This window comes from Thiothrix sp. (genome assembly GCF_028714775.1).
Taxonomy (GTDB): domain Bacteria; phylum Pseudomonadota; class Gammaproteobacteria; order Thiotrichales; family Thiotrichaceae; genus Thiothrix.
Window position 1 is genome coordinate 33,554 of the sequence record NZ_JAQTLS010000021.1, and the last position, 25,596, is coordinate 59,149.

General features: G+C 54.9%; 25 protein-coding genes. 10 read left to right on the forward strand and 15 right to left on the reverse strand.

Annotation, left to right across the window (positions count from 1 at the left end; translation table 11 throughout):
- Window positions 1-47: 47 nt before the first annotated feature.
- From PHE17_RS16980 to PHE17_RS17015, 8 genes are all read right to left on the reverse strand, one after another.
- Complete coding sequence (locus PHE17_RS16980; protein WP_301017093.1) at window positions 48-500, reverse strand: hypothetical protein; 453 nt, start codon at window positions 498-500, stop codon at window positions 48-50.
- 140 nt (window positions 501-640) lie between these two features.
- Window positions 641-1,114, reverse strand: a complete 474-nt coding sequence (locus tag PHE17_RS16985; protein WP_301017094.1) for a rhodanese-like domain-containing protein — start codon at window positions 1,112-1,114, stop codon at window positions 641-643.
- Between the two features lie 27 nt (window positions 1,115-1,141).
- The gene (locus PHE17_RS16990; protein WP_301017095.1) at window positions 1,142-1,813 is read right to left on the reverse strand and encodes a response regulator; all 672 of its coding nucleotides are present in this window, start codon (window positions 1,811-1,813) and stop codon (window positions 1,142-1,144) included.
- A 25-nt stretch (window positions 1,814-1,838) separates the two neighbouring features.
- On the reverse strand, window positions 1,839-3,548 hold the full coding sequence (locus PHE17_RS16995) for an ATP-binding protein (protein ID WP_301017096.1): 1,710 nt from the start codon (window positions 3,546-3,548) through the stop codon (window positions 1,839-1,841).
- A 4-nt stretch (window positions 3,549-3,552) separates the two neighbouring features.
- Window positions 3,553-3,864 carry an iron-sulfur cluster assembly accessory protein gene (locus tag PHE17_RS17000; RefSeq protein WP_301017097.1) on the reverse strand — a complete coding sequence of 104 codons (312 nt, stop codon included), beginning with the start codon at window positions 3,862-3,864 and terminating at the stop codon, window positions 3,553-3,555.
- Entirely contained in the window at window positions 3,861-5,300 is a 1,440-nt protein-coding gene (locus PHE17_RS17005) for a cobyrinate a,c-diamide synthase (RefSeq protein ID WP_301017098.1), read from the reverse strand. The genes PHE17_RS17000 and PHE17_RS17005 overlap by 4 nt, the downstream gene beginning before the upstream one ends.
- A gap of 50 nt (window positions 5,301-5,350) precedes the next feature.
- Window positions 5,351-6,715, reverse strand: coding sequence for a sigma-54 dependent transcriptional regulator (locus PHE17_RS17010; RefSeq protein WP_301017099.1), 1,365 nt, complete (start codon window positions 6,713-6,715; stop codon window positions 5,351-5,353).
- Window positions 6,712-8,616: an ATP-binding protein gene (locus tag PHE17_RS17015; protein ID WP_301017100.1), complete on the reverse strand. Its 1,905-nt coding sequence runs from the start codon at window positions 8,614-8,616 to the stop codon at window positions 6,712-6,714. The genes PHE17_RS17010 and PHE17_RS17015 overlap by 4 nt, the downstream gene beginning before the upstream one ends.
- A gap of 268 nt (window positions 8,617-8,884) precedes the next feature.
- On the opposite strand from PHE17_RS17015, the gene PHE17_RS17020 reads away from it, so the two are divergent.
- The 7 genes from PHE17_RS17020 to PHE17_RS17050 all read left to right on the forward strand — a co-directional run bounded on the left by PHE17_RS17020 (window position 8,885) and on the right by PHE17_RS17050 (window position 16,364).
- On the forward strand, window positions 8,885-9,193 hold the full coding sequence (locus tag PHE17_RS17020; protein ID WP_301017101.1) for a hypothetical protein: 309 nt from the start codon (window positions 8,885-8,887) through the stop codon (window positions 9,191-9,193).
- Between the two features lie 46 nt (window positions 9,194-9,239).
- On the forward strand, window positions 9,240-10,364 hold the full coding sequence (locus PHE17_RS17025) for a hypothetical protein (protein WP_301017102.1): 1,125 nt from the start codon (window positions 9,240-9,242) through the stop codon (window positions 10,362-10,364).
- A 72-nt stretch (window positions 10,365-10,436) separates the two neighbouring features.
- Entirely contained in the window at window positions 10,437-11,348 is a 912-nt protein-coding gene (locus PHE17_RS17030; protein WP_301017103.1) for a hypothetical protein, read from the forward strand.
- Window positions 11,345-13,906: a molybdopterin-dependent oxidoreductase gene (locus PHE17_RS17035; protein WP_301017104.1), complete on the forward strand. Its 2,562-nt coding sequence runs from the start codon at window positions 11,345-11,347 to the stop codon at window positions 13,904-13,906. Before PHE17_RS17030 ends, PHE17_RS17035 begins: the two co-directional genes overlap by 4 nt.
- Window positions 13,907-13,923: 17 nt before the next feature.
- Complete coding sequence (locus tag PHE17_RS17040; RefSeq protein ID WP_301017105.1) at window positions 13,924-14,607, forward strand: 4Fe-4S dicluster domain-containing protein; 684 nt, start codon at window positions 13,924-13,926, stop codon at window positions 14,605-14,607.
- Window positions 14,607-15,275, forward strand: a complete 669-nt coding sequence (locus tag PHE17_RS17045; RefSeq protein WP_301017106.1) for a molecular chaperone TorD family protein — start codon at window positions 14,607-14,609, stop codon at window positions 15,273-15,275. Before PHE17_RS17040 ends, PHE17_RS17045 begins: the two co-directional genes overlap by 1 nt.
- Before the next feature lie 3 nt (window positions 15,276-15,278).
- The gene (locus PHE17_RS17050) at window positions 15,279-16,364 is read left to right on the forward strand and encodes a 4Fe-4S binding protein (RefSeq protein ID WP_301017107.1); all 1,086 of its coding nucleotides are present in this window, start codon (window positions 15,279-15,281) and stop codon (window positions 16,362-16,364) included.
- 6 nt (window positions 16,365-16,370) lie between these two features.
- Here PHE17_RS17050 and PHE17_RS17055 read toward each other — a convergent pair whose 3' ends face one another.
- Window positions 16,371-17,108 carry a hypothetical protein gene (locus tag PHE17_RS17055; protein WP_301017108.1) on the reverse strand — a complete coding sequence of 246 codons (738 nt, stop codon included), beginning with the start codon at window positions 17,106-17,108 and terminating at the stop codon, window positions 16,371-16,373.
- A gap of 69 nt (window positions 17,109-17,177) precedes the next feature.
- Here PHE17_RS17055 and PHE17_RS17060 point away from each other — a divergent pair, with 69 nt between their 5' ends.
- Window positions 17,178-17,873 (forward strand): hypothetical protein, encoded by a 696-nt coding sequence (locus PHE17_RS17060; protein WP_301017109.1) that lies wholly within the window; start codon window positions 17,178-17,180, stop codon window positions 17,871-17,873.
- On the opposite strand, the gene PHE17_RS17065 is transcribed toward PHE17_RS17060, so the two are convergent.
- Window positions 17,870-18,628, reverse strand: a complete 759-nt coding sequence (locus PHE17_RS17065; RefSeq protein ID WP_301017110.1) for a L,D-transpeptidase family protein — start codon at window positions 18,626-18,628, stop codon at window positions 17,870-17,872. The genes PHE17_RS17060 and PHE17_RS17065 overlap by 4 nt on opposite strands.
- Before the next feature lie 81 nt (window positions 18,629-18,709).
- Here PHE17_RS17065 and PHE17_RS17070 point away from each other — a divergent pair, with 81 nt between their 5' ends.
- Window positions 18,710-19,255: a hypothetical protein gene (locus tag PHE17_RS17070; RefSeq protein ID WP_301017111.1), complete on the forward strand. Its 546-nt coding sequence runs from the start codon at window positions 18,710-18,712 to the stop codon at window positions 19,253-19,255.
- 50 nt (window positions 19,256-19,305) lie between these two features.
- Window positions 19,306-19,827 (forward strand): YkgJ family cysteine cluster protein, encoded by a 522-nt coding sequence (locus tag PHE17_RS17075; RefSeq protein ID WP_301017112.1) that lies wholly within the window; start codon window positions 19,306-19,308, stop codon window positions 19,825-19,827.
- Window positions 19,828-19,849: 22 nt separating this feature from the next.
- Here the strand turns inward: PHE17_RS17075 and PHE17_RS17080 are convergent, their stop codons facing one another.
- The 5 genes from PHE17_RS17080 to recB form a co-directional block, all read right to left on the reverse strand.
- Window positions 19,850-20,227, reverse strand: coding sequence for a type II toxin-antitoxin system VapC family toxin (locus PHE17_RS17080; RefSeq protein ID WP_301017113.1), 378 nt, complete (start codon window positions 20,225-20,227; stop codon window positions 19,850-19,852).
- Window positions 20,224-20,475, reverse strand: a complete 252-nt coding sequence (locus PHE17_RS17085) for a hypothetical protein (protein ID WP_301017114.1) — start codon at window positions 20,473-20,475, stop codon at window positions 20,224-20,226. The genes PHE17_RS17080 and PHE17_RS17085 overlap by 4 nt, the downstream gene beginning before the upstream one ends.
- Before the next feature lie 76 nt (window positions 20,476-20,551).
- On the reverse strand, window positions 20,552-21,424 hold the full coding sequence (locus tag PHE17_RS17090; protein WP_301017115.1) for a DMT family transporter: 873 nt from the start codon (window positions 21,422-21,424) through the stop codon (window positions 20,552-20,554).
- Window positions 21,417-22,043, reverse strand: a complete 627-nt coding sequence (locus tag PHE17_RS17095) for a DUF2238 domain-containing protein (protein WP_301017116.1) — start codon at window positions 22,041-22,043, stop codon at window positions 21,417-21,419. Before PHE17_RS17095 ends, PHE17_RS17090 begins: the two co-directional genes overlap by 8 nt.
- Before the next feature lie 12 nt (window positions 22,044-22,055).
- Entirely contained in the window at window positions 22,056-25,595 is a 3,540-nt protein-coding gene (gene recB / locus PHE17_RS17100) for an exodeoxyribonuclease V subunit beta (RefSeq protein WP_301017117.1), read from the reverse strand.
- Between the last annotated feature and the right edge of the window lies 1 nt (window position 25,596).

Here is a 25,596-nt window from a genome sequence, read left to right on the forward strand (position 1 = left end):
TAAACCATATCCGCTGGGGTTTCTTCAGAATACGATTTCGCCACCCCTTACTGGGTTTGCGGCTTATGCATCGGTAACGCGCAGAAAGTCGTGCACTGCGTGTTACCCGCGACGGTCGCTTGCACAGCAGGCGTTGCAGGTGCAGCGGCAACAACAGGCGCAGAAACGGGGGCTTTCTTACGTTTTACACGATGTTTCTTCACTGGCGCTGGTGCAGGCTCAGGAACGGCAACTGCTACGGGGGCTGGCATTGCTGCCAACATGACGGGTTCTTGCTGCGGGGCTTCCACGCGGATCGCCGCTTTCGGTGCTGCTGGCGCTGGGGTTGGCGCTGCATCACTCGCGGTGGAAACTTCCTTATCACCACTAAATGGGTTCAGGCTCGACAAAGCGGAAACGGAACTGGATGCCACGTTTGACACCGTTGAACAGCCCGACAACAAGGCCGTTGCGAACATAACTGCGGCAGACCACCGCAGGGATTTGTATTGTTGCTTCATGAGGGGTTCTCCCGATCTAACTTTTGTATGTAAGGACACTGCCACTAAGCACAAAATTTGTGCACGACTCATTGGAGTGTAGCAAAAAAGTCACACTTTTGTAGGGAAAAACACGCAAAAGTGGGGAGCATGTCAGAACTTTAATCTTTGGGCTTCATCTGCTCAGGGCTAACTGGCGGGTCGAGTTCCTGTTCGGCGGTATCCACATCCACTTGGATGCCGTCGGCATTGAATAACGGCAGCTCGTAATCGTTCCAACCACGGATGCCGGTTTTCATCGAATACACCTGCTGGTAGCCCATCCATTGCAGGGTCATCGCCGCCAACGCCGTGCGGTTGCCCGAACGGCACACCAATACCACGGGCTTGTCGCGTGCCTGCACCAATGCCGGAATGGTTTCGGAATAGCCCCAATCGCACGCTGTTTCAAGGACACCGCGCGGCACATGCAGGGAACCTTGGATGAAACCGGCGGCATATTCGTCCACTTCACGGATGTCCACAATCATCAGCGCCGGGTCGGTCTGACGCATGTCATCCACGTCCCACGGCATCAATTCACGGATTTGGGGCAAAGCATCGGCGACCAGCGCCGCAAAGGTTTTCTGGGTCATGGGAACTTTAATCTACCTGAAAGCTAATTATTGGGCGTTAGCTGCCTCAACGCGGATGCCATGTTCCACCGCCATAACGGCAGCGGTAATACGCGAGCTGACATTGAGCTTGCGCAGGATGGCCTTCACATGCAATTTGACCGTACCGTCAGAAATGCCAAGGTTGCGGGCAATAACCTTGTTGCTTTGGCCTTCCGCCAGCAGGGTGAGGATTTCGTATTCACGCGGGGTAAGCTCGGAAAACGGATTGGCGATTTTGTCTTCCTGCGCACGGCTATCGCCGCCCTGCACTACCCGAGCGAGAACCGGGGCGAGTTCGGGGGCAACCACGGTTTTTCCCGCCAGTATTTCACGCAGTGCCACCACCAATTCATCCGGCTCAATGTCTTTCAGCAAGTAACCGCGTGCGCCGCTGCGTAAGGCTTCCACCAAATCATTTTCATTGCTGCTAGTGGTCAACATAACCACACGCAGGTTGGGGTGATTTTTGCGTAATTGGCGCAAAACGTTGAGGCCGTCCATTTGCGGCATCCGCATATCCAGCAGCACGATGTCCGGCATGAACGTGGTCGCGGCTGCCAGACCTTCCTCCCCACTCCCCACGGCGGCAACAACGCGGATGCCACGCCGGGTCAGCAAGTCTTCCAGACCTGCACGGAACAGGGTGTGGTCGTCAATCAGCAGTACTTTTTCGTTCATGTGTCGTCGCTTGTGATGTATTCGGTCATGCTACGGGATGCCTCCCTACCAGATCAGAGAGCTTTTTGGCAGGGGGTGCATCGAAATTTAACTGTATGAGTGTACCCTCACCCGGCTCACTTTCAAACTGAATCTCGCCACCCATGCGTTCAGCGCGTTCCTGCATGATGCGTAGACCAATGTGTTCGCCGGTCGTTGGGTCGGGTTCTGGCAAGGGGTCTGGCAAGCCAATACCGTCATCTTCAATGAGAATGCTGCACCGCCCCTCCTCAGAACTGTACATGAGGATACGCACGGTGGCGGCTTGGCTGTGCTTACGCGCATTGGTGAGCGACTCTTGCACGATGCGGATCGCTTCCAATTCGGTTTCGCGCGGCAAATCTTTCAAATGCCAGTTGTGGTAAAAGAAGACTTCCAAACCAGTTTCTTGGCGGAAACGTTCAGTCAGGCGTTCCACCGCCCGCAATACCCCTTTGCCATCAATCGGGGCGCGGAAATGGGTAATCAGGCTACGTAATTCACCGTAGGCTTCGTCGATGGTATTTTCCAAGCCTTCCAATTCTTGCCAGATGACGGACTCATCGCCCCGGTTGAGGGAGTCGTCAAACAAACGTACCTTGAAACGCAAACTGGCTAGGGTTTGGGCAAGGGAATCATGCAGCTCGTGCGCCATGCGGGTACGTTCTTCCATGATCGACAAGGTGCGGGTATCTTCGTCACTGCTGGCTTTTTCAATCGCCATGCCTAAGTGCCGCCCAATACTGATCAGCAATTCATCATCTTCCTGCCGGTCATAGCGACCTATGGGGATGAATAGGTTGTAAACCCCCAAAATACGCTCGCGGTACTGCAAAGGGATCGCCAGCATCTCGACATCGTTCCGACCTTCACATAATTCCTTACCAATGATGCGGCTGCATTGCGAAATATCAGAACGCACCTTGATTTCGCATTCCGTCGCCGCCCGCCCGCACAAACAGTTAGGGATTGGCAGGGAATCTTCCAGTGCCTCTGCTTCTTCGGTCAGGCCAATGCTGGCAACCAAGCGCATATTGCCGTCTTTATCCAGCAGGCGCACGGTGGCGGCTTCGGCATTCACCACGTCTTTGAGGGTAAACAGGAAGCGGTTGAGCAAGTCTTCGAGGCTATCGGCGCGGTTGAGGCAGCTTGCGACTTCATACAAGACCCCCAGATAACGCTGTTTCTGTTCGATGTATTTTTCTTGGCGGCTCAAACGCTGTTGCTGCATCCGCGACAGCGCCTGATAGTCTTCGGTGATGGCATTAATTTGTTCGCGGATTTTGCGTGACGGGCAGGACTTCCCGAAAACCGGCATCCGCGCCGTCAAGTCGCCCTTACGCAAACGGATTGCCCAACGGGAAAGCTCACTGCCAAAGTGGGAAAATTCCCGCCATACCCAGTAAAGCAAGGTCAGCACCCCACCACCCGACACCAGCCACAACCCCGTCATCACCGGAGCCAACCAGCCGTATTTAACCCCGGAACTGACCGCCCAGAAATACACCGCACCAATCAGGGTAAACAGGAAAAACAGCACCACCACACTCAGTTGCGCCTGCCACGGCAAATCAATGACCGGGCGGCCTTCCTGATTTGCCCAGTACATTTGCCGGGGCGTGAATTCAGCCCCGTCCCCCTCGTCGGTCTTGGGGGGCGCAGTTACCTTGCGCGGCTCGGGTGCTTTTGGCTGAAAGTTGATGACGTGCTCTTCCACTGCATTATGCCTGTGGTGGGCTGTAGCTAGGGTCGTTGGGATTAAGGAAAATAAATTCCAGCTTGCCGTCGAGGTCAACAAAATCCAGTGTCATACCATTCACCAAGGGTTGGGAATCTGCCGCCACCACCAGTGTTACGCCCTCGGCTTCCACGGTTTGGTCGCCGTCCTGTTGCTGGTCATCAAAGCCCATCAGGTAATGGAATGTGCCATCCGCTTTCTGCCGGACAGCAATGCGCAAAGGCATACCAATAGCGTCACCCTGTACGGACGCAGTGCGGATTTGGGAGGCTGCCTGTGCTGTGACTGTAATCATGAAGTCAGTTTCCTTGTGCTATTTAATCGGATGAATTCGACGAACCGCTGCGCCCACCGAAATTGGGCAGTGTCGCGCATGTGTGTGTAAGATGCCAGCAAATTGCGGTAAATCCAGCCATCGTATTGCCCGTCGATGCCTGTCCCGCGCTGCATACGGTAGGCGAATTTACCTTGTGCGGTCAAATTCTCCAGCCGCGAGTAATGGAACTCATGGGCATTGATAATCGCGTTGCCATCGCCACCGGGCCACGGCATGTCAGCAGTTTCCTGCAATTTCACATAACCCCTGCCCTGCGGCTTTTTGTGCATCACCGCATCTCCGGGAATTACCCCTACCATTTCCGCTTGCTGCCCATTCCAAACAAGGCTGCGGGAAAGGTACATCAGCCCGCCGCATTCAGCATACGTCGGCAAACCATTGTCGATAGCGGCGCGGATGGATTCGCGCATGGACACATTCGCCGCCAATTGCTGCATGTGAGTTTCGGGGAAACCACCGCCGATGAACAAGCCATCAATTTCCGGCAAAGCTGCGTCTTTCAGCGTGTTGACGGGAACGAGTTCTGCGCCTGCCTGTTGCAGGGCTTCGAGGTCGCCGGGGTAATAGAAGCCGAAGGACGGGTCTTGGCAGATGCCTATTTTAAGAAACCCCTCACCCCAACCCCTCTCCCTCAAGGGGAGAGGGGCTAAGAGATTCTTTTCTTGCTCCCCCTCGCCCCTTGAGGGAGAGGGGGCGGGGGGGGTGAGGGGTACGGCATTAGCCGCTATCTCCCGCACTCCCCCCAAATCCACCTGTTCCGCCACCAAATCCCGAATCCGCGCAATCTGCGCCTCAGCTTCACCGCTTTCATTGCTCGGCATCAGCCCCAGATGGCGTTCTTCGATAGCCATTTCCGGGTTGTCCTGCACTGCGCCCAGCACCTTGATGTCGGTGTAATATTCCACCGATTCGCGCAATTTGCTGGCATGACGTGCGCCGCCGACGCGGTTGAAGATGATCCCAGCGATATTGATTTCCCGGTCAAAGGCTTGGTAACCCAGCAGTAAGGGGGCAATGCCACGGGTCATGCCGCGTGAATCGACTACCAAAATCACCGGCGAACGGGTCAGTTTGGCGATGGCGGCGTTACTGTCGGAACCATCCAAGGCCATGCCGTCGTACAAGCCTTTGTTGGCTTCTATCAGAGCGATGTCAGCATCGAGCGAATAACGTTGCACGGTGTGGATGATTTCATCCGCCGTCATGGTGTTGAAATCGAGGTTATGGCAAGCGCGGGCGCTAGCAGCACCGAGCCACAGCGGGTCGATGTAATCCGGGCCTTTTTTGAACGGCTGGACACGCAAACCTTGGGCGTGCAAAGCCGCACACAGGCCAATCGAAACCGTGGTCTTGCCGGAGGATTTGTGGGTCGCGGAAATGAATACTCTTGCCATGCCCCCATTCTAACGCAGCAACAGTATATTAGTGAATATTAATATTGTAATTAGGCTTCCATAAACTCATGCTTTTTCAGCAAACGGTAAACATTACGCTCGCTGATGCCCAAAGCCCGCGCCACTTTGCCCCGGTGTCCGCTGAACTTGTCCAGCAACAGGTGCAAATAATGCTTTTCCAAATCCTCCAAGGTCGGGGTCTGTTCAAAGCTCAGGTTGATTTCCTTGCGGGTAACAGCCGCCGATGTAACCGCAGGCACAAGCTCGTCGCTGAGGGTAATGTGTTCAGGCAAAATGCGGGCAGCCTCGCCCGACAAAATGATGGCGCGTTCCACCATGTTTTTCAGCTCACGGATATTGCCCGGCCACGGGTACGCCAACAACTTGCTGATAGCCTCGTCACTCAAATGTTTGTTAACGCGGCGGGAAAAATCGTGGTTGCTGATGAAATGGTCGACCAACGCGGGGATGTCATCTTTGCGTTCGCGTAACGGCGGCACGTAAATCGTGAAAGCATTCAAACGGTAAAACAGGTCAGCGCGGAACGTCCCTTCTTGCGACATGCCCAATAAATCGCGGTTAGTCGCGGCGACCACCCGCACATTCGCAGTCATGTCACGGATTCCACCCAAACGCCGGAAGCGCCCAGTTTCCAGCACACGCAAAAGCTTGGCTTGAATCGCCGGGGTAATTTCACCGATTTCATCCAGAAACAGCGTGCCACCTTCGGCACTTTCGATCAGCCCTTTTTTCTGACGGTCAGCGCCTGTGAAAGCGCCTTTTTCATGCCCAAACAGTTCCGACTCGAACAGATTTTCTTGCATGGTGCAGCAATCGAGCGCGACGTAACCGTGCTTGGCAACTTGGCTGCGCTCGTGGATTTCGCGGGCGACCAGTTCCTTTCCAACACCGCTTTCGCCTTGGATCAGCACTGTCATCATGCTGGGGGCAACTGCGCCGATCATCTTTTCGACTTCTTTCAAGGCTGGGCTTTTACCGACCATGAAAGATTTACGCTTTTGCACCTGTTCCTTGAGGTAGAGGAATTCTTTCCTCATGCTGTGGGTGTCGAGCGTCCGGCGGATAACCAATTCCAGTTCATCCATATTGATGGGTTTGAGCAAGTATTCGGCAGCACCCGTGCGCATCGCCCCCACCGCTTCTTTCACACTGCCGTAAGCGGTGATGATGACCACCGGGTAATCGGGGGTCAGGTGCGGCAAGATTTGGCTACCGCGTGCATCCGGCAATTGGCAATCCAACAGCACCAAATGCGGGTCGTGTTGTTGCAGGTAAACTTGCGCGGCTGCCCACGAATGCACCCCGGTTGCGGCATAGCCCATCTTATTCAACTGCCCGACCATTAAGCGATTCAGGGTAACGTCATCGTCGATGACCAATATCAGGGGAATCATGTGGCCTCCTTGGTGGCGACATCGACATCGGGGAAATGCAGGATGAATACCGTCCTGCCGGGTAAGTGCGCCGCCACTTGAATCTGCCCACCGTGCTGCTTAACCAAGGAACGGGTAATGGTCAAGCCCAACCCAGAACCACGCTGGTCAATCCGGCGACTGAAAAACGGGTCGAAAATGTGCGGTAAAATTTCATCCGGTATGCCCGTACCCGTGTCTTCCACCCGAATTTCAATCTCATCGGCTTGATGGCAAGTCACCACCTTCAATTCACCGCCATCCGGCATGGCATGAAAGGCATTTTGCACCAAGTTCAGGATGATCATGCGCAAATCATTGTCTGCCGCGAGGATGCGTGGGTTGCCAGCCGCCAGTTCCAAGGTTTCACAGATGCCTTGCTGCTCCCGCTCGAAACGCAACAGCGACAAGGTTTCGCGGATCACGGTGTTCACTTCCACCAATTCGGGATGGTTGCTGGCAAGCGTGCCCAGTTTCATCAAACGGTGGGTGACATCCAAACACTGTTCCACCTGTTCATCGACCAGATGCAGGTAGTCTTTCAGTTCCGTCATGTCCTCTTGTGAGGCACTCAAAATTTGGTCGCTAGCCTGCAAAGCAATACGCACCGACGCCAAGGGGTTGTGGATTTCATGTGCCACGCCAGCAGCCAATTCGCCCAGTGCCGCGAGTTTTTGCTCGTGCGAGTAATGCACGGCTTTTTCCAAATCCCGCACTGATTCCACCACCAAACATTCTGATTCATCGGCGGCAACAGGCAAGCGGGCGGCATAGACTTCGGTGGATAGCAGCGAACCGTCAGCACGTTGCAGGGTTTCCATGAATTTCAGGGTGGGCTGTTGCGCATTCAGGGTATTCAGCGGGCAAGTGCGCAACGAGGGTGGGCAAGGCGTATCGCGCTGGTAAGTCACCTTGTAGCAGTATTGCTGGCACAGCTCTTGGGGGGAAGCAAAGCCACTTTGCTCCGCATACGCACGGTTTGCCAGCACAATCTGGAAATACGGGTCAATCACCCGCACCCCGTCTGGCACGGCATCAATCAAGCCTTGCAGGAACTGTTCACGGCTTTCCAAGACCCGATGGCTGTGTTGCAAACGTTCCGCCATGTGGTTGAAAGCGCTGGCAAGGTTTGCCATTTCATCCTTGCCCCGCACCGGCACGCGGGTGGTCAAATCCCCTTGTGAAAGGGCGCGGCTGGCCTCATCCAAACGGCTGACAGGTTGCAATACATAGCGCTGCATAAACCACCACGCGGCAAGGGCGCTGAACAACACCGCCACCGCCCCCGCTCCCGTCAGCATCAATATGTTCATCCAACCTTTTTCGCGGATTGGAGCAGCATCGTAATCGACCACCAAAATGCCATTGACCGGATGGGTGTCGCGGCTACCGTGGCATTGCATACACTCCGGTTTGTTCCGCACGGGATGGAAAGTACGCAGCAATTCACCGCCACCATCTTTAGGCGTAAAGAAACGGGTAACAGGTTCCAAAGGCAGGCTTGCTGAGGTGCAGTCTGGGCAGAATTGCTGGATGATCGGAGCTTCTGTTTGCCCCAAGCGTTCGGGTTTGGAAGCAAAACGTACTTCGCCTGCGGGATTGAGGATCATCACCTCTTTCACCCCGTCTTGTTTGCCCAGATCGCTAATGATGTCGCGCAAACCGGGTAAGTCGCGGCGCAACATGGCGCGTTCCAACGATGATTTCAGCAAGAGGCTGACGGAATGGGAAGCTTGGGTACGTTCACCCGCAATCTGTTCGCTGTAAAAGTAATAAAACATCAGCAGGAAACAGGCCGACACCAGGCCCAATACCCCGAACAGGAACACAATAAAACGGCGGCTCAGGTGTTGTTTATAAAACATCCGCATTGGATCAGACATACGCATCCCTTTCACTGCTTGCCATGACGATCCCAAAAGTGTACTCCAGATCATGACAAAATGTCCCGCCAATCTAGCTGGTGACATTATGTCATTTAAACTAATGACAAAGTGTCATGAAACTCAAATACCAACAACCCGCCACATCTCTGACCAGCAAACCACATAAACCATGAATATCAGTTAGATATGCCCATAAAAGCACATCTGGCACAAATCCTGCTGTCAAGACGGATGAGAGAAGCGTAAACCTGAGGAGGAACACAACATGCACATGCGGAATTTCATCTGCCCCCCAATGCAGATTGCCGTATTCCTGCTGTTTGCCACTACCGTGCAGGCAGGAGATGTAGCCTATGTAGCAGGCACACATCCGGCGGAACGTCCCGCAACCGCACCCACCGTCACTGAAGTCACCAAAGACGCAACGTGGTATTCCACCGCATTGCAGGGCGTGGAACAACCTTACCCCTACTCATTGCACTTTCTGGAGAACCAAGGCAATTGGTTTACCCCCTTCACTCGCGCTGGCATGTTTCCCCCTTACGATCTCCGTGGGTGGCATACCAACAAGTAAGTTCCGAAACGTAACAGTTAGTTAACTCATTCACTGGAGGATTCAAATGAAACAGTTTGTTAAGAAAACCTTGGCTATGTTGGTTGGTGCGATGTTGCTCTCCCCCGTCGCGTTTGCTGAAGACCAACAAGGCATGGCTGGCATGGGCGGCATGAACGGGATGTCTGGTATGAACGGGATGTCTGGTATGAACGGGATGTCTGGTATGAACGGGATGTCTGGTATGAATGGCATGTCGGGAATGAACGGGATGTCGGGCATGGGCGGCATGAATGGCATGTCAGGTATGAACGGGATGTCGGGCATGGGCGGCATGAATGGCATGTCGGGAATGAACGGAATGTCGGGCATGAATGGCATGTCAGGTATGAACGGGATGTCGGGCATGGGCGGCATGAATGGCATGTCGGGAATGAACGGGATGTCTGGCATGGGTGGCATGAATGGCATGTCGGGAATGAACGGGATGTCTGGCATGAGCGGTAACACTGCTATGATCTGTGCTGAATGGGCTGACGCCCAAAGTGGTATGGCTGGCATGAACGGAATGTCTGGGATGAATGGCATGGGCGGCATGAACGGAATGTCAGGCATGAATGGCATGTCCGGCATGAACGGGATGTCTGGTATGAATGGCATGTCGGGAATGAACGGGATGTCAGGCATGAATGGCATGGGCGGCATGAACGGGATGTCAGGCATGAATGGCATGTCGGGGATGAACGGGATGTCCGGCATGAATGGCATGTCAGGGATGAACGGGATGTCCGGCATGGGCGGCATGAATGGCATGTCGGGAATGTCTGGTAACAAAGTCTGTACCAAATGGGTTCCTGTTCAGACAGGCATGGGCGGGATGAACGGGATGTCCGGCATGAATGGTATGTCGGGGATGAACGGGATGTCCGGCATGAATGGCATGTCAGGAATGAACGGGATGTCCGGCATGGGTGGCATGAATGGCATGTCAGGGATGAACGGGATGTCTGGCATGGGCGGCATGAATGGCATGTCCGGCATGGGCGGCATGAATGGTATGTCGGGAATGAACGGGATGTCCGGCATGGATGGCATGTCAGGAATGAACGGGATGTCTGGCATGGGCGGCATGAATGGCATGTCAGGGATGAACGGAATGTCCGGTCAAACTTGGACACCACCAGCTAAGTAATAAAAGATTCCTCCCAACGTCCCCCCTGATAAGGGGGGATTGAGGGGGGTTTAATTAAAGGAGTCACGTTACATGAATGCAAACACAGACAAGTGGTGGGTTGGTGTCGTAGCCATTATCTTGGCATTGGTGGGGGGCTTCAGCGTACATTTCATGTCAGATTCCAATGGCGCACCTGCCCCTGCGGCAAGCAATACCAGCCCAAAAGCGCAGGAAGCAGCAGCCCCATCCACACCCCCCACAGCACCAGCGACACAAGTAGCCGCCGCGACACTAGTTACCAATGACTACGGACGCGCCCGCTACGACCCCATCCATTTCAAACCTGCTATCGACAAAGCCACCGATGCAGACTGCCTCAAATGCCATCAGGAAGTACTGGATAGCAAAACCCGTGATGCTTCCCCGGCAGGCTTAAAGAAAACCGATACGTTGGCGTGGTATCAAACCCTCGATACTTACGCGGGCGAACAAATGACTTTCCACCAGCGTCACCTGACCGCGCCTTTCATCAAGAAAGTCGCCACGATGAGTTGCACCACCTGCCATCAAGGCAATAACCCGCGCGACGAAGTTTCCGGTACATCAGCGGACAGCCCCACCGATTTGACCATGCGTAAAATGGTTGACCCCAATCTGTGCTTACGCTGCCATGGGCAATTTCCTTACCAGAACATGGGGTTGCCGGGGCCTTGGCATGAAAGCGGTGCGGCCTTCCAGAACAATTGCTTACTGTGCCATGTGTCGATCCGCACCAACCGCCACAAGGTTAACTACCTCAATGCCGCCGCGATTGAACAGGAAGCAACCGCTAACGGTGGCGATTCTTGCTACGGCTGCCACGGCGGACGCGCATGGTATCGCACCAGTTTCCCCTACCCTCGCCACGCTTGGCCGGGAGCGGGTGCAACCGTACCTGACTGGGCGAAAGACCGCCCCACCGAATCTGACCTACGTTTCTTGATTGAAGGGAGCAAGCCATGAGTGGACAAGACTGGCAAGACAAGCTGAAATCCGCCCTGAAGATGGATCGGCGCAGCTTCCTGAAAACCACAGCAGTGGGTTCTGCTGCCATCGCAGCCGGTGGGCTGACGCTCAAGCCCAAGGAAGCCCAAGCGTTTGCGTATGAGCCTTACCCCCGCGATAACGACCTGACCACAGTCGTCACCAGTTGCGCCCACAACTGCGGTTCGCGCCACATGCTGGTGGCACACAAAAAAGGTGACGTGATCGTGCGCCTTTCCACCGATGACGGGCGTTACCAAAAGGGCGGTGAATTCGGCAAAGACACTTTCGAGGAACCGCAACTGCGTGCTTGTTTGCGCGGGCGTTCCTACCGTTCGCGTTTGTATTCGCAAGAACGTTTGCTGTACCCGATGGTACGTACTGGTGCACGCGGCGAAGGCAAGTTCAAACGCGCGTCGTGGGATGCGGCACTGGATCATGTCGCAGGCAAGATGGAGGAGCTAAAAAGCAAATACGGCCCCACTGCCCTGCTCGACCAATCCTACGCGGGCGCGTCGTATGGCGTATTGCACAAATCCGACCAGATCGAAGGTTTGCTGGGGCGTTTCTTAGGGATGTACGGTTGCCGCACCAGTTCATGGTCAGTGCCGTCGTATGAAGGCACAAAATTCAGTTCGCGCATTACTTTCGGCACGATTGAAGACGGCAATGAAGACGATACTTTCGCCCACGCCAAGCTGATCATTATGTGGGGCTGGAACCCGGCTTACACCTTCCACGGCGGCAACACCTTCTATTACATGCGCATGGCGAAACAGCAAGGCTGCAAATTCGTGCTGGTTGACCCGCAATACACCGATTCCGCTTCTGCTTATGATGCGTGGTGGATTCCGATCCGCCCCAATACCGATGCGGCAATGATGGCAGGGATGGTGCACCACATTTTCGCCAATAACTGGCAAGACCAGAACTTCATCAATAAATTCACCCAAGGCATGGATGCTGGCACGATGCCAGATTGGGCCAAGGACAAAGAAAACTTCCGGGATTACATCTTCGGCAAATACGACAACACCCCGAAAACCCCGGAATGGGCAGCGGAAATCTGCGGCGTATCGGCTGATGACATCAAGAAACTGGCGCAACTGTACGCCACCACCAAACCCGCCGCGCTGAAAGCGTCTTGGGCTCCGGGGCGTAATGCTTACGGCGAACAATACAACCGCATGGCAGCGGCGTTGCAAGCCATGACCGGCAATATCGGCATCCTCGGTGGTTGTGCGGAAGGTATCGGCAAGGCGTGGCACGCCGAGGGGGTCGCCTACCCTTACGACGAATTCGCCAATGTGTTTTACGAGTCGATCAAATCCGACCGTTGGGCGCATTGCGTACTCAACTACCCGAATGTGAAACGCGAGGACATCGGCCTATGGCCGGGTGGCAAGGCGGGCGATGGGGTGATTCCCGACATTCGCGGCATTTTCTGGCAAGGCTCGGACTGGTTTAACCAGCTCACCAATATCAACAAGGAAATCAAAGCCATCAACAAGCTCGACTTGGTGGTGTGTAATGATTCGACCATTACCCCTTCCGGCTTGTACGCAGACGTACTGCTGCCGGTAGCAACGCATTTTGAGCGTCACGATGTGGCATTACCGTGGTACAAGGGACACTACTATATCCACCGCCCCAAAGTGATCGAACCGCTAGGTGAAAGTAAAACTGACTTCCAAATCTACACCGAACTGGCTTACCGGCTAGGTGGTGAGCAATTTGGCAAGCGCTATAACCCCAAGGCCAACCGCGATTATTTCCAGCATGATGACGCGGTAGATAATGCTTACCTGCAAGAATGGTGGGAACATAAGGTCATGGCACACCAACACGTTGAAATGTCATGGGAGGAATTCCAGAAACGTGGCGTGTACAAATTCAAGCTGGATCGCCCGCACGTTGCCTTCCAAGACAATGTGGAAAAAGGCGTCCCGTGGCCTACTGCTTCCGGCAAGATCGAAATCTTTTCCGGGCAGTTGGCCCAATACGACGACTGGACAAAAACCGCTTACGGGCATGAAATCCCCGCCATCCCTAAATGGATCGTGCCGTGGGAATACTTGGGTGACAAGGAAAAGACCGTCAAACACCCGTTCCATTTAATTTCACCACACCCGCGTCACCGCACGCATTCCATCTTCAATAACGTCGGCTGGTTGCGTGAAACCTATTCACAGGAAGTCACCATCAACGCCTCTGACGCGAAAAAGCTCGGCATCAAGACCGGCGATACGGTGGAAGTGTTCAACGACCGGGGTAAAGTGGTGGTTCCCGCTTATGTTACTGAGCGTTGTATGCCGGGCGTGCTGGTATTGCACGAAGGTGCATGGTTGGACTTGGACGAGAATGGCATAGACCGTTCCGGCAACCCAGACATGCTCACATTGGATGAACCTAGCCCGGCGGGTTCATTCGCTTATAACACGGTGCTGGCGAATGTGCAGAAAACCGACCTTGCCCACAAACCGGGGTGGGATCAGTTATCCACCGCCCGCAGCCACGTTTTCCGGCGTGACCTTTAAGCTAAGGAGAAGCACTCATGGCAAATGAAACTCTCGACAAGGCCAAGGTAAAAGAAGCTGTCCAACGCCGTAAAAAGGAAACGTACACGCCGGTCATCCCCGTCCAGCAGTTTGGTTTCGTCCACAACAATGTGGATTGCATCGGTTGCCGCGCCTGTGAAATCGCCTGCAAGGACAAAAACGGCCTCGCACCGGGGCCACGTTTTCGGCGGGTAATGTATGTTGAGGGCGGGACATACCCGGACGTTTACGCTTACAAAGTGAATATGTCGTGCAACCATTGCGCAGAACCAGCTTGCTTACCGACCTGCCCTACCGGAGCGATTTTCAAGCGCGTTAAGGATGGCATCGTCGACATTGATTCCAGCCTGTGCATTGGCTGCCGCCGTTGCGAAGCTGCGTGCCCATTCGGTGCGCCGCAATTCATCCCCGACCAAAATATTGTTTCCAAGTGCAATATGTGTGTGGATGAAATCGACGCGGGGCGCAAACCGTATTGCGTGCAAGCCTGCATGATGCGCGTGCTAGACATCGGCCCTATCGACCAATTGCGTGCCGGGACTTACCCCACCAAAGCGGTTGCCCCGCATGAGAAAGTGGTACGCCAAGTGAAAAGCATGGCAAATCCCGAACTCACCAACCCCTCGATTGTGTTCGTGCCGCACAGCAAAGGTATCGTTGAAGACAAGGGGGCGAAGTAATGCAGGAAATCACCGACTACTTACGCCTGCTGGCAGATTTACACGCGACTGAACTGACGCGGGAACGGTTGGCGGAATTGCAGGCCATCAATTTTCCCGCCACCGAAGGGCTTTCCCAACCGATCACGGATAGCGAGCTGGATGCACTTGCCACCGATTTCGCCGACATTTACCTCAATGGCAGTTACCATACTTCCCCAAACGAGTCGGTGTGGTTGGATGATGAGGAGTTGGTTTGCCAGCAACCGATGTTTGACGTGCGCGAATGGTATGCCCGCCACGGTTTGGAAGCCCCCAACTGGCGCAAGATGGCAGATGACCATTTGGTTAACCAGTTGCTCTTCATTGCTTTTCTGTTGGATAAAGCGGCGGCGGATAACACCCCACTGCTCTTGGAAGAAATCGCCACGTTCATGGATGAACACTTACTGCGCTGGCTGTTACCTTTTACCAAACGGGTCGCTGAGCATTGCGAAACCGCGTTTTATGCTTACCTTGGTTTGCTGACCAGCACCTATGCCGACAAATTGCGCGATATGCTGGCAGAAATACTCGGTTCCCCGCGCCCCAGCCATGAGGAAGTCGAAACCCGCATGAAAGCCCGCCAACGGGCAGCCATCCAACCCCAGCCGATGCAGTATTACCCCGGCACTGCCCCGAGTTGGTAACAGATGGGCTTATCGCTGGGATGGTTTAAGCAATTAAAACAGGAATGGGTAATCCCGGAAATTACCGCTGAACGTTGCGTCCATAGCCGTTGCGAAGTGGCAAGCTGTACCCGTTGTGTGGACAGTTGTCCCCAAGACGCATGGCTGCTGGACGATAGCGGCTTACGCATCAATACCAGCCGTTGCGACGGTTGCGGTTTGTGTGTTGCCGCTTGCCCCGAATCCGCGTTAGGGCAAGACCTGCATCCGGCAAAAGGTATGCTGGATGGGTGCAAGACTTTACTCCTCGCCTGTGGACGCTCCAAGGATGGGCGCACAGGTGACGGGGTAATCCCTTGCCTCCATGCCCTCAGTCCCTCATGGCTACTAGCGCATTACCACGCTGGCTACCAGCAGGTATTGTCTTCACGCGGGTATTGTGAAACTTGCCCTACTTATCCGGGGCAAGACCTTTTGCTGTCGCGGCTGGCAAACATCGAGACCCTCCTTGCCAGCCGGACAGCCTCCTTAATCACACACGCAACACTTTCATCCGCACAATGGGAACAAGCCCACCAACGCCTTGCCCCGCTGGTTGAAGTGCCCCCCACTAACCGTCGCCAGTTTTTCCGCCAAGCCATGACCCTTGCGGTAGAAACAGGCATCGAATACACACAGGAATTCCCCACCGCAACGGCTGCTGCCCCGTGGCCTACCCTGTTACCCGCAGCACAAAACCCGCGCACCGCCTTGTATCCCTTTGTTCCCACGTTGGACACAAGCACCTGCAATGGCTGCGACGCCTGTGCGTTGCTTTGCCCACACCAAGCCATCACGCGGGAAAAAGCCACCAACGGGCAAATATCTGCTTACACCTTCCAGCCCAGCCATTGCACCGGATGCAGCATTTGCGAAGATAGCTGCGACCAACACGCCATTCGCGTCAAACCCATGCAGGTGCAACAGCAAGCACAGGTTCCGCTAATACCCGCGCATTGCCAAGCCTGCGGTAGCCCCTTCCACTACCCTGCAACGGATAATGCCGTGCAAACCCACTGCCGGATTTGCGCCCATACCAACCATCACCGGCAGTTATTCCAAGTGTATTAACGGCTACTAAAATACCGCATCGAAAGGTGCACCGGCATTCATGCGCTGAATGAGCCTCGACAAACCGGCAGAACCCACCCGCGCTAGCCACGGACGCACCACATGACCTGCCGCCGCATACACCGGGGCAACTTCCATCTCACCCCGCGCCCGGTGCGATTCATTCTGCTGGTTATAGTAACTGACCGCATCCGACCATTGCGGCAACGTCCTGAGTCCCCGCAATTCTTCATAACGGGGGCATGGCAAGTTGTTGGCAAGCACGTATTGCCACGCATTTTCGGAATATTCTGGCTCTTGGCTGATAGCAACCGCTAAACCTTCGTTGAACCATTGCGGCATCCGCTGCCAAGTCGCGGGAGTTAGGCGGCTAAAGAGTTCGGCATGTGACCATTCGTGGGCAATGAAATGCCAATTCAAACCACCCGGTGACAGCACGATGCGGTCGTCGAGGGCTTCCGCCGTGGAACCCATGCTGCCGCCCATGTGGGTGTAACAACCATCGGTGGCACAAGCGTAAATGGGGGGATGGGTGCGCACGGAACCATACGCCGCGCCGATGGCCTGTTCCGCATCTGCGGTTGCTTGGGCAAGTTGGCGACGGCTCATGCCATCCATGACGGGTTCCACATAGACATTGGGGGCGATCGAAACCAGACCCGCATCGCTGGCATTCGGCAAGCCGTTACAGCCGCCGAGCGCCAATAGAACCCACCCAAGCAAAAACAGTTTCAAATAACGCATGGCTTTAATTTACCCTCAAGCTTGAAGCCGATACACTGCGCCCACAATGAAAAACAGGCAAGGCAATCCATGCAAAAACCAACCACTCGCCAAGGGCAAATTGAGCACATCCTCCAGCAACTTTCACACCAGCAGCTCAAAGAATTTGTGCAGGAAAAGGCACTGCAAGACGGTGATTTCCGCGACACCTTACTGATCTGCTTTTCCGACCTGCTGGGTGGTGATGAACCTGCTGAACCCAAATACCAGCAAATGCTGGCGGACATGATCCAACGCCACGCCAATTCCAGCGGGTATATTTACAGCAGCAGTGCCGAAAAACTTGCCGAAACCATCCGCAAAATGCTGGATACTGCCCGCAAAGCCACCACCCCGACCCGCGAAACCACCGACCTGTGCTTCGCCGTGATCAGTTGCCTGCCACAATTGGCTGACAAAATGGATGACCCGGAAAACCACATTTACACCCTGATGCGCACCACCTGCACGACCCTGTGGGAGTGCTACAGCACCTTGCCCGCCCCACGTAAGCAGGAATTGTTTAACCGTATTTTGCAGGAATACGCCAAACCCATTTACCTAGACCTTGATCTCGACAGTTCGTTGCTGTCACTCCTGAAAGATTGGGCGAAAAACGACAAAACACGCCAAGCCGCTTGCCTGCGCCAACTGGAACAATTGCTCAAAACCACCCAAGGCGACCACTGGCGCAAGAATTACTTGCTGGAACAAACCAACGGCTTACTGGCATTCTGGAAAAATTAAAGGCGCAAGTCCGCCAGTTCACCCGCTGGCACTTGCACCAGCAACGGCTGGGCGTTGGGCTTGAGCCAGGTCAGCACTTCCAACAGGTTTTCGCGGCTCATGGCGGTGCAACCGGAAGTCGCGGTTTCCGGGTTTAACCACACATGCAGGAAAATCGCACTGCCACGCCCCACGGTGGTCGGCAGCATGTTATGCCCGATGATCAGGCCGTATTCGTACTGATGGTCATCGCGGCGCATCCGCTCGAAAGAATTCCAACGCTGTTTTGGCTCATTCGCCTGCTCGGGCGGGATCGTGCGCCAGTGGTTGTAATCGGGCGAATCGGTAGCATCCACAAAGTAATCACGGTCGCTGGCAATCCGGTAGGGCATCTGCAAACCAGCGGGGGCTTGCGCGGCATAACCAAACACATTACCCAAGGCGAAAACACCGGCGGGCGCTTTCCCGTCACCTTCCTTTTTCTGCACCCCGCTAGTGCCATCGGTATGCAGGCCAAGCCCCCAACCCAAGCCGTTGCGCCCTACCCTGACCGGAATGTCCTTGCCGACTGCGTGCCAGCCATCCGCTTGCTTTTCCATGCGTTGCAACACCGCTTCAGAGGCATTCCAGTCGGCACTTGTCACCAACAACACTTGCGTGGTCACGGCAGGCAAAGCCAGTTTGCCCAATTGCTGTTCCGGGCTGCGGCAACAGGCGGCGAGCAGGAATAGCCCGCACACCAGTAATAAGCCTTGGAAAATCCGATTAACCTTCATTTTTCATCCTCCGGCGAAAACAAACGCGCTGTGGTAGCATAATAACACCCTTGATTCCACACACGACACCGGAGGTGCGTTATGAAAAGTTACCCATACAGCCTTTTAGTGGCGGCGTTGTTCCTGTTGTTTACCAGCACGCGGGGTATGGCTATGCAACCTACTACTGATGTTACCGTTCCGGCTGATTTTGAACTGACCTACCAGTGGGTAGCGGGCAGTATGCCGCCGCCTTACCATTACGAATACATGATCCAGCTAACGGCAGCGGGTCAGGGTGAAATGGTGCTGTGGCCTGATTATCCCGGCACTGGCACACCCGAATGGCATGAGAAATTTACCCTTACAGCCACCCAAGTCGGGGAGCTGTACCAAACCCTGTCTGCGCAGGGCATATTTACGCGGAAGTGGGTAGCCCTCCCCATGCCACCCGTGGGTGGCAGCTATGATTGGCTGGAAGTGACGGCAAATGGGCACAAGGTTAAAACCCCTTCGTTCGTGCTGCCTGCGCTTGAAAAACCAGCGGAAGCGGCCTACGCCAGTATCCGCGACAGCGTGCCGCAAAGCATCCGGGATGGGTTACAAGCCAAACGCGATGCCTACGTCAGGGCTGCGGGCAATCACTGAGCACCGTCCTGACAAACTACTAACGCTCACCCCAAAAGACTGATACCCGGATGAACATACTCTCCCAACTCCACGCCGATATTGAAGAACGTGTACAAGCCATCCGGGATGGACATCCTGATTGGTTATGCCGCATGGGTTGCGATAGTTGTTGCCACCGGCTCGCCGAGATTCCCCGGCTCACCCAAGCCGAATGGGATTTGCTATGCGCTGGGCTAACCACACTTCCCCCGGAACAGCTCCAAGAAGTCGGTCAGAAAATGACAGCACTCGCCACGCAGTCATCGCGCCCGATTGTCTGCCCGATGCTGGATCAAGCAACGGGAGCTTGCCCGGTTTATGCCCATCGCCCGGTGGCTTGCCGTACTTATGGATTCTATGTCCAGCGCGGTCTGGGGCTTTATTGCAAAGAGATGGAAGCGGGCGTAGCCGATGGTGCTTGGGCTGATGTACTGTGGGGCAACCACGACGCCATTGAACATCGTCTCGGCAGCTTGGGCGATACCCGCGAATTGACTACGTGGTTCGCTGACTGGATCACGCCGCCTGCATCCGCCCCGAAAACAAACTAGCGGTTAGGATCACACTTAACTATCAACGGAATACAACAATCTCCATCTCCAGCCCCACATCCTGCCAAACCTTATCCGCCGTCAACACGGGCAAATCCAAGAACAGGCCCAACCCAAGGCAAATGCGATCAGCTTGCGACAAGCCGTATTCCTTACCCACTTTTGCCAACGCTGCCACTGACAAAATATGAGTTTCCTCAAACGGGATAATCGTTATGCCCAAGCCACTGATTAGTTGCAACACAGGTGCGACAGGCAAACCATCACGGCTGAAACGGGACGCGACCTCCAACAAATTAACGCTGGAAATGCAGCAATCATCCAAATAACCCGTGACAACCTCATGCCCCGTTTCCTTGAACATAAACGCCAATAGCGCCGAAGCATCGAGGACAATCATTCGTGCACTGCCTCCGCACGGCGCTCAGCTATCAGCGCATCGACAACTTGGGTGGGCTTTTTATCGCCGTACATCTGATCAACCCATTGTTGTAATTGTGCAAAATCGGCTTGTTTCGGTGGTGGCTTACAAACTTGGATCAGGATTTGGCGGGCTTCTGCCTCCATACTGCGCCCCCGTAAAGCAGCCCGGACACGTAAAGCGGCATGAATATCATCAGGCAAACTACGGATACTTAAGGTAGCCATAACATATTATCTCCGTCCAACAACAACCTTCAATGTAGTCATTGCCAGCATTGCTGTCAACGCAAAAACAGCCCCATCACGCCGCCTGCATCCGTCCCGAAAACAAACTAGCGGTCAGGATCATTCCCGCCCCCAACCATTCCTGCAATGCCATACGCTCGTGGGTCAACCAATACGCCGCTACTGCTGCGACCACCAATTCAAACAGGAAAATGACGCTCGACTGGCTAGCCGGAATCCGCGCAACGCCGTATTGCACCGCATAAGTCACCGTGCCAATCGCCACCGCCAACCCCAGCAGCAACCAAACCGCTGACGCGGAATAGCCCTGAAATGCGGCTTGCGGATAAAATAGCAAACCGCCTGCGGTCAACAACGCCACCCCGAACCACACCGCCACCGTTTTCGCGCCATCACTGACCGTATCCCCCAAATGCCGCCCCGCGACCACGCTCAAGGAAAAGGTAACACCCGCCGACAAGCCCAACCATTCCGCACGGTTGGCAGGCCACGGCAGCCCAATGGCAGGTTGCCACAACATCACCATTGCCCCCGCCAGCGAGAGCACCACCACCAACCAACCCAGCAGGCTCAAGCGTTCGCCCAGCAGCACCCGCGCCAGCAACACCGTCCACAACGGCGACAGGTAAAACAGCAGCAACACCCGCATGACTTCGCCTTCCAGCACCCCCAGCACGTAGCCGACATTGCTCCAACCGGATGTCAGCCCCAACACCAGCAACCACGCCCAATAGCGGCGGGCAAGCAACACCTCTTTGCCATACCACCAGCCGACCACCAGCAGCGGCAAGGTGTAGGCAATGCAAATCGCCGCCAGCCCGTTTACCCCCATCGCATCCAGCAAGCGGAACGGATACCAAAATAGCCCCCACAAGATCGCCGAATACAATAGCCCGGAAATCGCTAAGGCACGTTGCCAATTACTCATGCTGCAACCACGACCGCACCCCTGCTATTAGCACCACGCCCAACAACGCCCCCAAACTTGCCAATCCCATATCCTTGTGCGCATCCCATATATCACCCTGTATCCCTAGATAAGCTGCGCCCAAACCGCCGCCGAAAACTTCCGCCGCCGCCCATTCCACCAACTCGTACAGCATGGACGTGGACATCACAACATCCAGCGGCAAAAAATAGCTCCAAAAACCTTTCACCCCCGCCACGCGCATAAACATTTCCCGCAACGGATACACCAACATCAAGCCGTAAAGGAAATGCACCAGCCGGTCGAAATGATTGCGCTCAAAACCCAGCGATTCGTTCAAGGAATAGCCAAACGCCGACTGCCACCATTGGTCATACGGCACTTCTGCATAGGTGTAATGCGAGCCAAGTTCATGCAGGCACAGGAAGGCAAACAGCAACGTGTAGGAGGTGCGCGACAAAGGCTGCGAATTGCGGGTGAACCATAAAAACCCCACCCCCAACACCGACAGCACGTTTTCCAACATCCAGTCAGCGCGATACCACGGCGCGATCCCCAACGCGATTGCCAGCAGCAAAAACAGCCCCAGCAACAGCAGGAAATACATGCGGTTTGTCATATCCATCCCCCCTCATGCTTGCATCAGGTCATCCAGCGCGTCGATCAGCGCCGCATCCGGCTTATGGAAGAATACCCCAGAACCGGGAATATTGGGCTGCATTCCGCGCAAAAACAGGTATAACGCCCCGCCCGCATGGGTTTCCCACGCATAATCCTGAATCCGTTGGCGCAAGTAACGGTGCAACGCCAAACAGTAAATCAAGTATTGCAGGTAGTAATGGTGTTCCGCCATCGCCTGCTGCATCGCATCCGGGGTGTAATCATCCGCCGTGCTGCCCAATTCGTTGGACTTGTAATCGACGATGAAATAGCGTCCCCCCGCCTCAAACACCAAGTCCACAAAGCCTTTCATGTAACCCGTCAGGGTATTGAATTTCAGCTTGTCGATCGCGGCATGGATGTCTGTCCACGCGGCAGGCAAATGTTGGTGCAAGATGCGCTGCAAGGGTTTCAGGCGCAGGCGCTCAACCGGGAAATAGAATTCCAACTCATCCAAACGCCGGGATTTAGGGATTGCGGAAAGCGCCAGCCGCGTTTGCAGTGGGGTATTCAAGGCTTTGTCCAGCAAGCGTTCCGCCGCCCCCAACCAACGTTCTGCCATGCCGTGACGTTGCAGTGCCGGAACCAGCACTTTTTCACGCTGCCCCGCCAGTGGCTGTATGAAATCCAGCTCTTCCAGCATCTTGTGCAAGCAGCTACCCGCTTGTGCGCCACGCGGAAACGGCTCGTTTTTCCCCGCCTCACTGCGGCTACGCTCAGCAAACTGCGAAGAAGCGAAGGCCAGCACGTCGTAATCCGGCTTTTCGTCATCTTTACCCGCCGCCAAACCGCTGAAACTGCCGACCTTGGGTACGGGCGGCAAGGTAAAGTTATAGTGGTGGACTTCCTGCGTATCTGTGCAAATTTCCGGCTGGTAACGGATCGACTCAGCAGTAACGGGTAACGGTTCAAGGCCAATACAGCCATCAGAGGTATCTGCCACTTCCTGTAAACGTTGCTGCATCAAGCGTTGGCGCTCTTCCGGCGGCATCCCGCCTTTGAGGGCTTTGCCGAGGATGTCCTTGTGTTGCGGCATCCCACCAAACAGCAGCCAGCCGAGCGCGGAATAGTAGTCGAACTTGGGGATTAGCCCGCTGACCAACGCCACCGTGCAGTGGTATTTGGCGCGGGTCAGTGCGACATACAACAGGCGCAAGTTTTCGGCACGTTCCGCCTCCCAAAAACTTGCCCGTTGCGCATTATCAGCGAGCGAATCGGCTTGCAGGCGGGACTTGCCTTCTTCGCCGCTGTCGTCGTACCAGCTAAACCACGTGCGGGCTTTGGCATCGCGTTCCTGCCACAAATACGGGCAATAAACCACGCCGTATTCCAGCCCCTTGCTTTTGTGGATGGTGACAATCTGCACCAAATTGGCATCGCTTTCGAGACGTAACTGGTGCGCATCCTGCTCTTCCGCACTGCTGGCACGTTGTTGCAACCAACGGATCAGCGCGTGCATCCCATGCCCATGCAAACGGCTTTCGGTGTGGATGAGTTCGGCAAGGTGCAGCAAATTGGTGAGGCGGCGTTCGCCATCCGCGAAGGACAACAAGTGCGCATACAACCCGCGCTGGCGCAGCATCTGGCGGAACATCGGCATGAAACCTTGCGTATGCCAAACTTTATGCCAAGCGTGGAAGGCTTCCAACTCGGTTTCGAGCAACTCCGGCTGCTGGTCGAGCGCGTACAACTGGCTGGCGTTGTAGGCAAACAGCTCCGTAACCAAGGCTTGCTTGAGCGCCGATTCGCTGCCCGGTTCAGCGATGGCACGCAAGACCGCGCGAAGTTCGGCAGCTTCGCGGGTGCGGAAAATGCTGTCACGGGACTTTTGTACGCTGGAAATGCCGCGTACTAACAGTGCTTGGCGTACCCTTTCACCCTGCTTGCCAGTGCGCACCAATACCGCGATGTGTTTGCTTTGCAGTGCCTCATCACCAACAGTGGCGATACCCTGTTGCCCAGCGGTCAGTAGGCGGGCGATGTCGTCGGCGGTTGCTTCGGCGATCAGGTCTTCGACTTGGGTGGCGTTGTGTTCGTCGAGGGAAGTCCAGTTCCAAAGGCGTACAACAGGTAAATGTGGCGTTACGCACAAATCGGATTGGGGTTTTCCGGCTTCGACGGGTTCGTAGGTGATGGCGCTACGGAATGGGTCATCCGACTGTTTGAACAGGTGGTTGAGTGCTTTGAGCAAATCCGGGTGGGAGCGGAAATTTTTCCCCAGCGTGTGCTTGTGTTCGGTGGTTTGCGCGGCTTGCAGGTAGGTGTAAATGTCCGCCCCGCGAAAACCGTAAATCGCCTGCTTCGGGTCGCCAACGTAAAACACCCTTGGCTCTGGCGCATCGCAATAAATCCGCCCAAAAATCGCGTATTGGATCGGGTCAGTATCCTGAAACTCATCAATCAGCGCCGCACGGTATTTCGCCGCCAAACGCGGGGCAAAATCGGCATGTTGTTCCAGTGCTTGGTTCAAATGCAGCAGCAAATCGTCGAAAGTCAGGATACCCAATTGCTGCTTACGGATCGGCAATTCGCGCCGCAAGTGATGCAGCAGTTGCAAACGCAAGTGTTCAAGTGCCGCCGTTTCGTTGGTGTGCAAAGCCGTGTAAGCCGCCAATAAGGTTTCAACCTGATTAAAAAACGCATGGCTGGGCGTAGCTTTACCCGCTTTGGTCTTTTCACGCAAAAACGCGGGGGTGAAACGCTCCAAAATGTCAGCAGGAAACCCCACTTCCCCCAGCCCCGCATCCAGCTTTTCCGCCCATTTCTGCACATAATCTTTGCGGTAAGTCGAGCCATTCAATACGCCGGATAGCAACAAATCAAGCACGGTATTACGTTCCGCCGCCCATGTTTCCTGAGATGCCTGTAACGCACTGTTGAACGTGGTTTGCAACACTGCGAAATTTTCCGCATCCACCATCGGAATGTCTTCGTGCAAATACGGCTTGCCAATGAAGTTGCGTACCGTTGCCAGCAAGTTATCGGGCGTCAGGTTGTGCTTTTGCAGCAAATTCAGGTGCAATGTGTCGGGGGTGAGGAAATGCTGATACCAGAATTTATCCGTCAATTCGGTAAGCAAACTGTCTTCGTTCGTCACCAATTCACTTTCAAACGGCAAGCGGGCTTCAAAGGCATTTTCCGTCAGTACCCGTTTGCAGAAACCGTGAATGGTGAAAACCGCCGCTTCGTCGAAACTGACCAGCGCCAATTGCAGGCGTTGGATGCAGGCAGGCAGTTCTACCTCTTCCAATAAGGTTTCGTAGGGTTCTTCGCTGACGCGGTTTTCTAGGAATGCCAAGGCATCCGCCAAGCGTTTACGGATACGGTCACGCAGCTCAGCGGTGGCGGCTTCGGTGTAGGTAACGACCAAGATTTGGTCTACGCGCAGACCGTACACCGCGACCAAGCGCAGGTATAGCCAAGAAATAGTCCAAGTCTTGCCGGTTCCGGCACTAGCTTCGATCAGGTTGGTTCCCGTTAGCGGGACGGTTTTGGCGTCGAGTGTTTGCATG

What these genes read in the sequence shown, in the direction of transcription:
- PHE17_RS17010 (WP_301017099.1), bottom strand. Translation starts at nt 6,715, where the DNA reads ATGATTCCCCTGATATTGGTCATCGACGATGACGTTACCCTGAATCGC.
- PHE17_RS17005 (WP_301017098.1), bottom strand. Translation starts at nt 5,300, where the DNA reads ATGGCAAGAGTATTCATTTCCGCGACCCACAAATCCTCCGGCAAGACC.
- PHE17_RS16990 (WP_301017095.1), bottom strand. Translation starts at nt 1,813, where the DNA reads ATGAACGAAAAAGTACTGCTGATTGACGACCACACCCTGTTCCGTGCA.
- PHE17_RS17030 (WP_301017103.1), top strand. Translation starts at nt 10,437, where the DNA reads ATGAATGCAAACACAGACAAGTGGTGGGTTGGTGTCGTAGCCATTATC.
- recB (WP_301017117.1), bottom strand. Translation starts at nt 25,595, where the DNA reads ATGCAAACACTCGACGCCAAAACCGTCCCGCTAACGGGAACCAACCTG.
- PHE17_RS16980 (WP_301017093.1), bottom strand. Translation starts at nt 500, where the DNA reads ATGAAGCAACAATACAAATCCCTGCGGTGGTCTGCCGCAGTTATGTTC.
- PHE17_RS17085 (WP_301017114.1), bottom strand. Translation starts at nt 20,475, where the DNA reads ATGGCTACCTTAAGTATCCGTAGTTTGCCTGATGATATTCATGCCGCT.
- PHE17_RS17075 (WP_301017112.1), top strand. Translation starts at nt 19,306, where the DNA reads ATGAACATACTCTCCCAACTCCACGCCGATATTGAAGAACGTGTACAA.
- PHE17_RS17080 (WP_301017113.1), bottom strand. Translation starts at nt 20,227, where the DNA reads ATGATTGTCCTCGATGCTTCGGCGCTATTGGCGTTTATGTTCAAGGAA.
- PHE17_RS17035 (WP_301017104.1), top strand. Translation starts at nt 11,345, where the DNA reads ATGAGTGGACAAGACTGGCAAGACAAGCTGAAATCCGCCCTGAAGATG.
- PHE17_RS16985 (WP_301017094.1), bottom strand. Translation starts at nt 1,114, where the DNA reads ATGACCCAGAAAACCTTTGCGGCGCTGGTCGCCGATGCTTTGCCCCAA.
- PHE17_RS17020 (WP_301017101.1), top strand. Translation starts at nt 8,885, where the DNA reads ATGCACATGCGGAATTTCATCTGCCCCCCAATGCAGATTGCCGTATTC.
- PHE17_RS17000 (WP_301017097.1), bottom strand. Translation starts at nt 3,864, where the DNA reads ATGATTACAGTCACAGCACAGGCAGCCTCCCAAATCCGCACTGCGTCC.
- PHE17_RS17090 (WP_301017115.1), bottom strand. Translation starts at nt 21,424, where the DNA reads ATGAGTAATTGGCAACGTGCCTTAGCGATTTCCGGGCTATTGTATTCG.
- PHE17_RS17070 (WP_301017111.1), top strand. Translation starts at nt 18,710, where the DNA reads ATGAAAAGTTACCCATACAGCCTTTTAGTGGCGGCGTTGTTCCTGTTG.
- PHE17_RS17025 (WP_301017102.1), top strand. Translation starts at nt 9,240, where the DNA reads ATGAAACAGTTTGTTAAGAAAACCTTGGCTATGTTGGTTGGTGCGATG.
- PHE17_RS17050 (WP_301017107.1), top strand. Translation starts at nt 15,279, where the DNA reads ATGGGCTTATCGCTGGGATGGTTTAAGCAATTAAAACAGGAATGGGTA.
- PHE17_RS17095 (WP_301017116.1), bottom strand. Translation starts at nt 22,043, where the DNA reads ATGACAAACCGCATGTATTTCCTGCTGTTGCTGGGGCTGTTTTTGCTG.
- PHE17_RS17040 (WP_301017105.1), top strand. Translation starts at nt 13,924, where the DNA reads ATGGCAAATGAAACTCTCGACAAGGCCAAGGTAAAAGAAGCTGTCCAA.
- PHE17_RS17055 (WP_301017108.1), bottom strand. Translation starts at nt 17,108, where the DNA reads ATGCGTTATTTGAAACTGTTTTTGCTTGGGTGGGTTCTATTGGCGCTC.
- PHE17_RS17015 (WP_301017100.1), bottom strand. Translation starts at nt 8,616, where the DNA reads ATGTCTGATCCAATGCGGATGTTTTATAAACAACACCTGAGCCGCCGT.
- PHE17_RS17065 (WP_301017110.1), bottom strand. Translation starts at nt 18,628, where the DNA reads ATGAAGGTTAATCGGATTTTCCAAGGCTTATTACTGGTGTGCGGGCTA.
- PHE17_RS17045 (WP_301017106.1), top strand. Translation starts at nt 14,607, where the DNA reads ATGCAGGAAATCACCGACTACTTACGCCTGCTGGCAGATTTACACGCG.
- PHE17_RS17060 (WP_301017109.1), top strand. Translation starts at nt 17,178, where the DNA reads ATGCAAAAACCAACCACTCGCCAAGGGCAAATTGAGCACATCCTCCAG.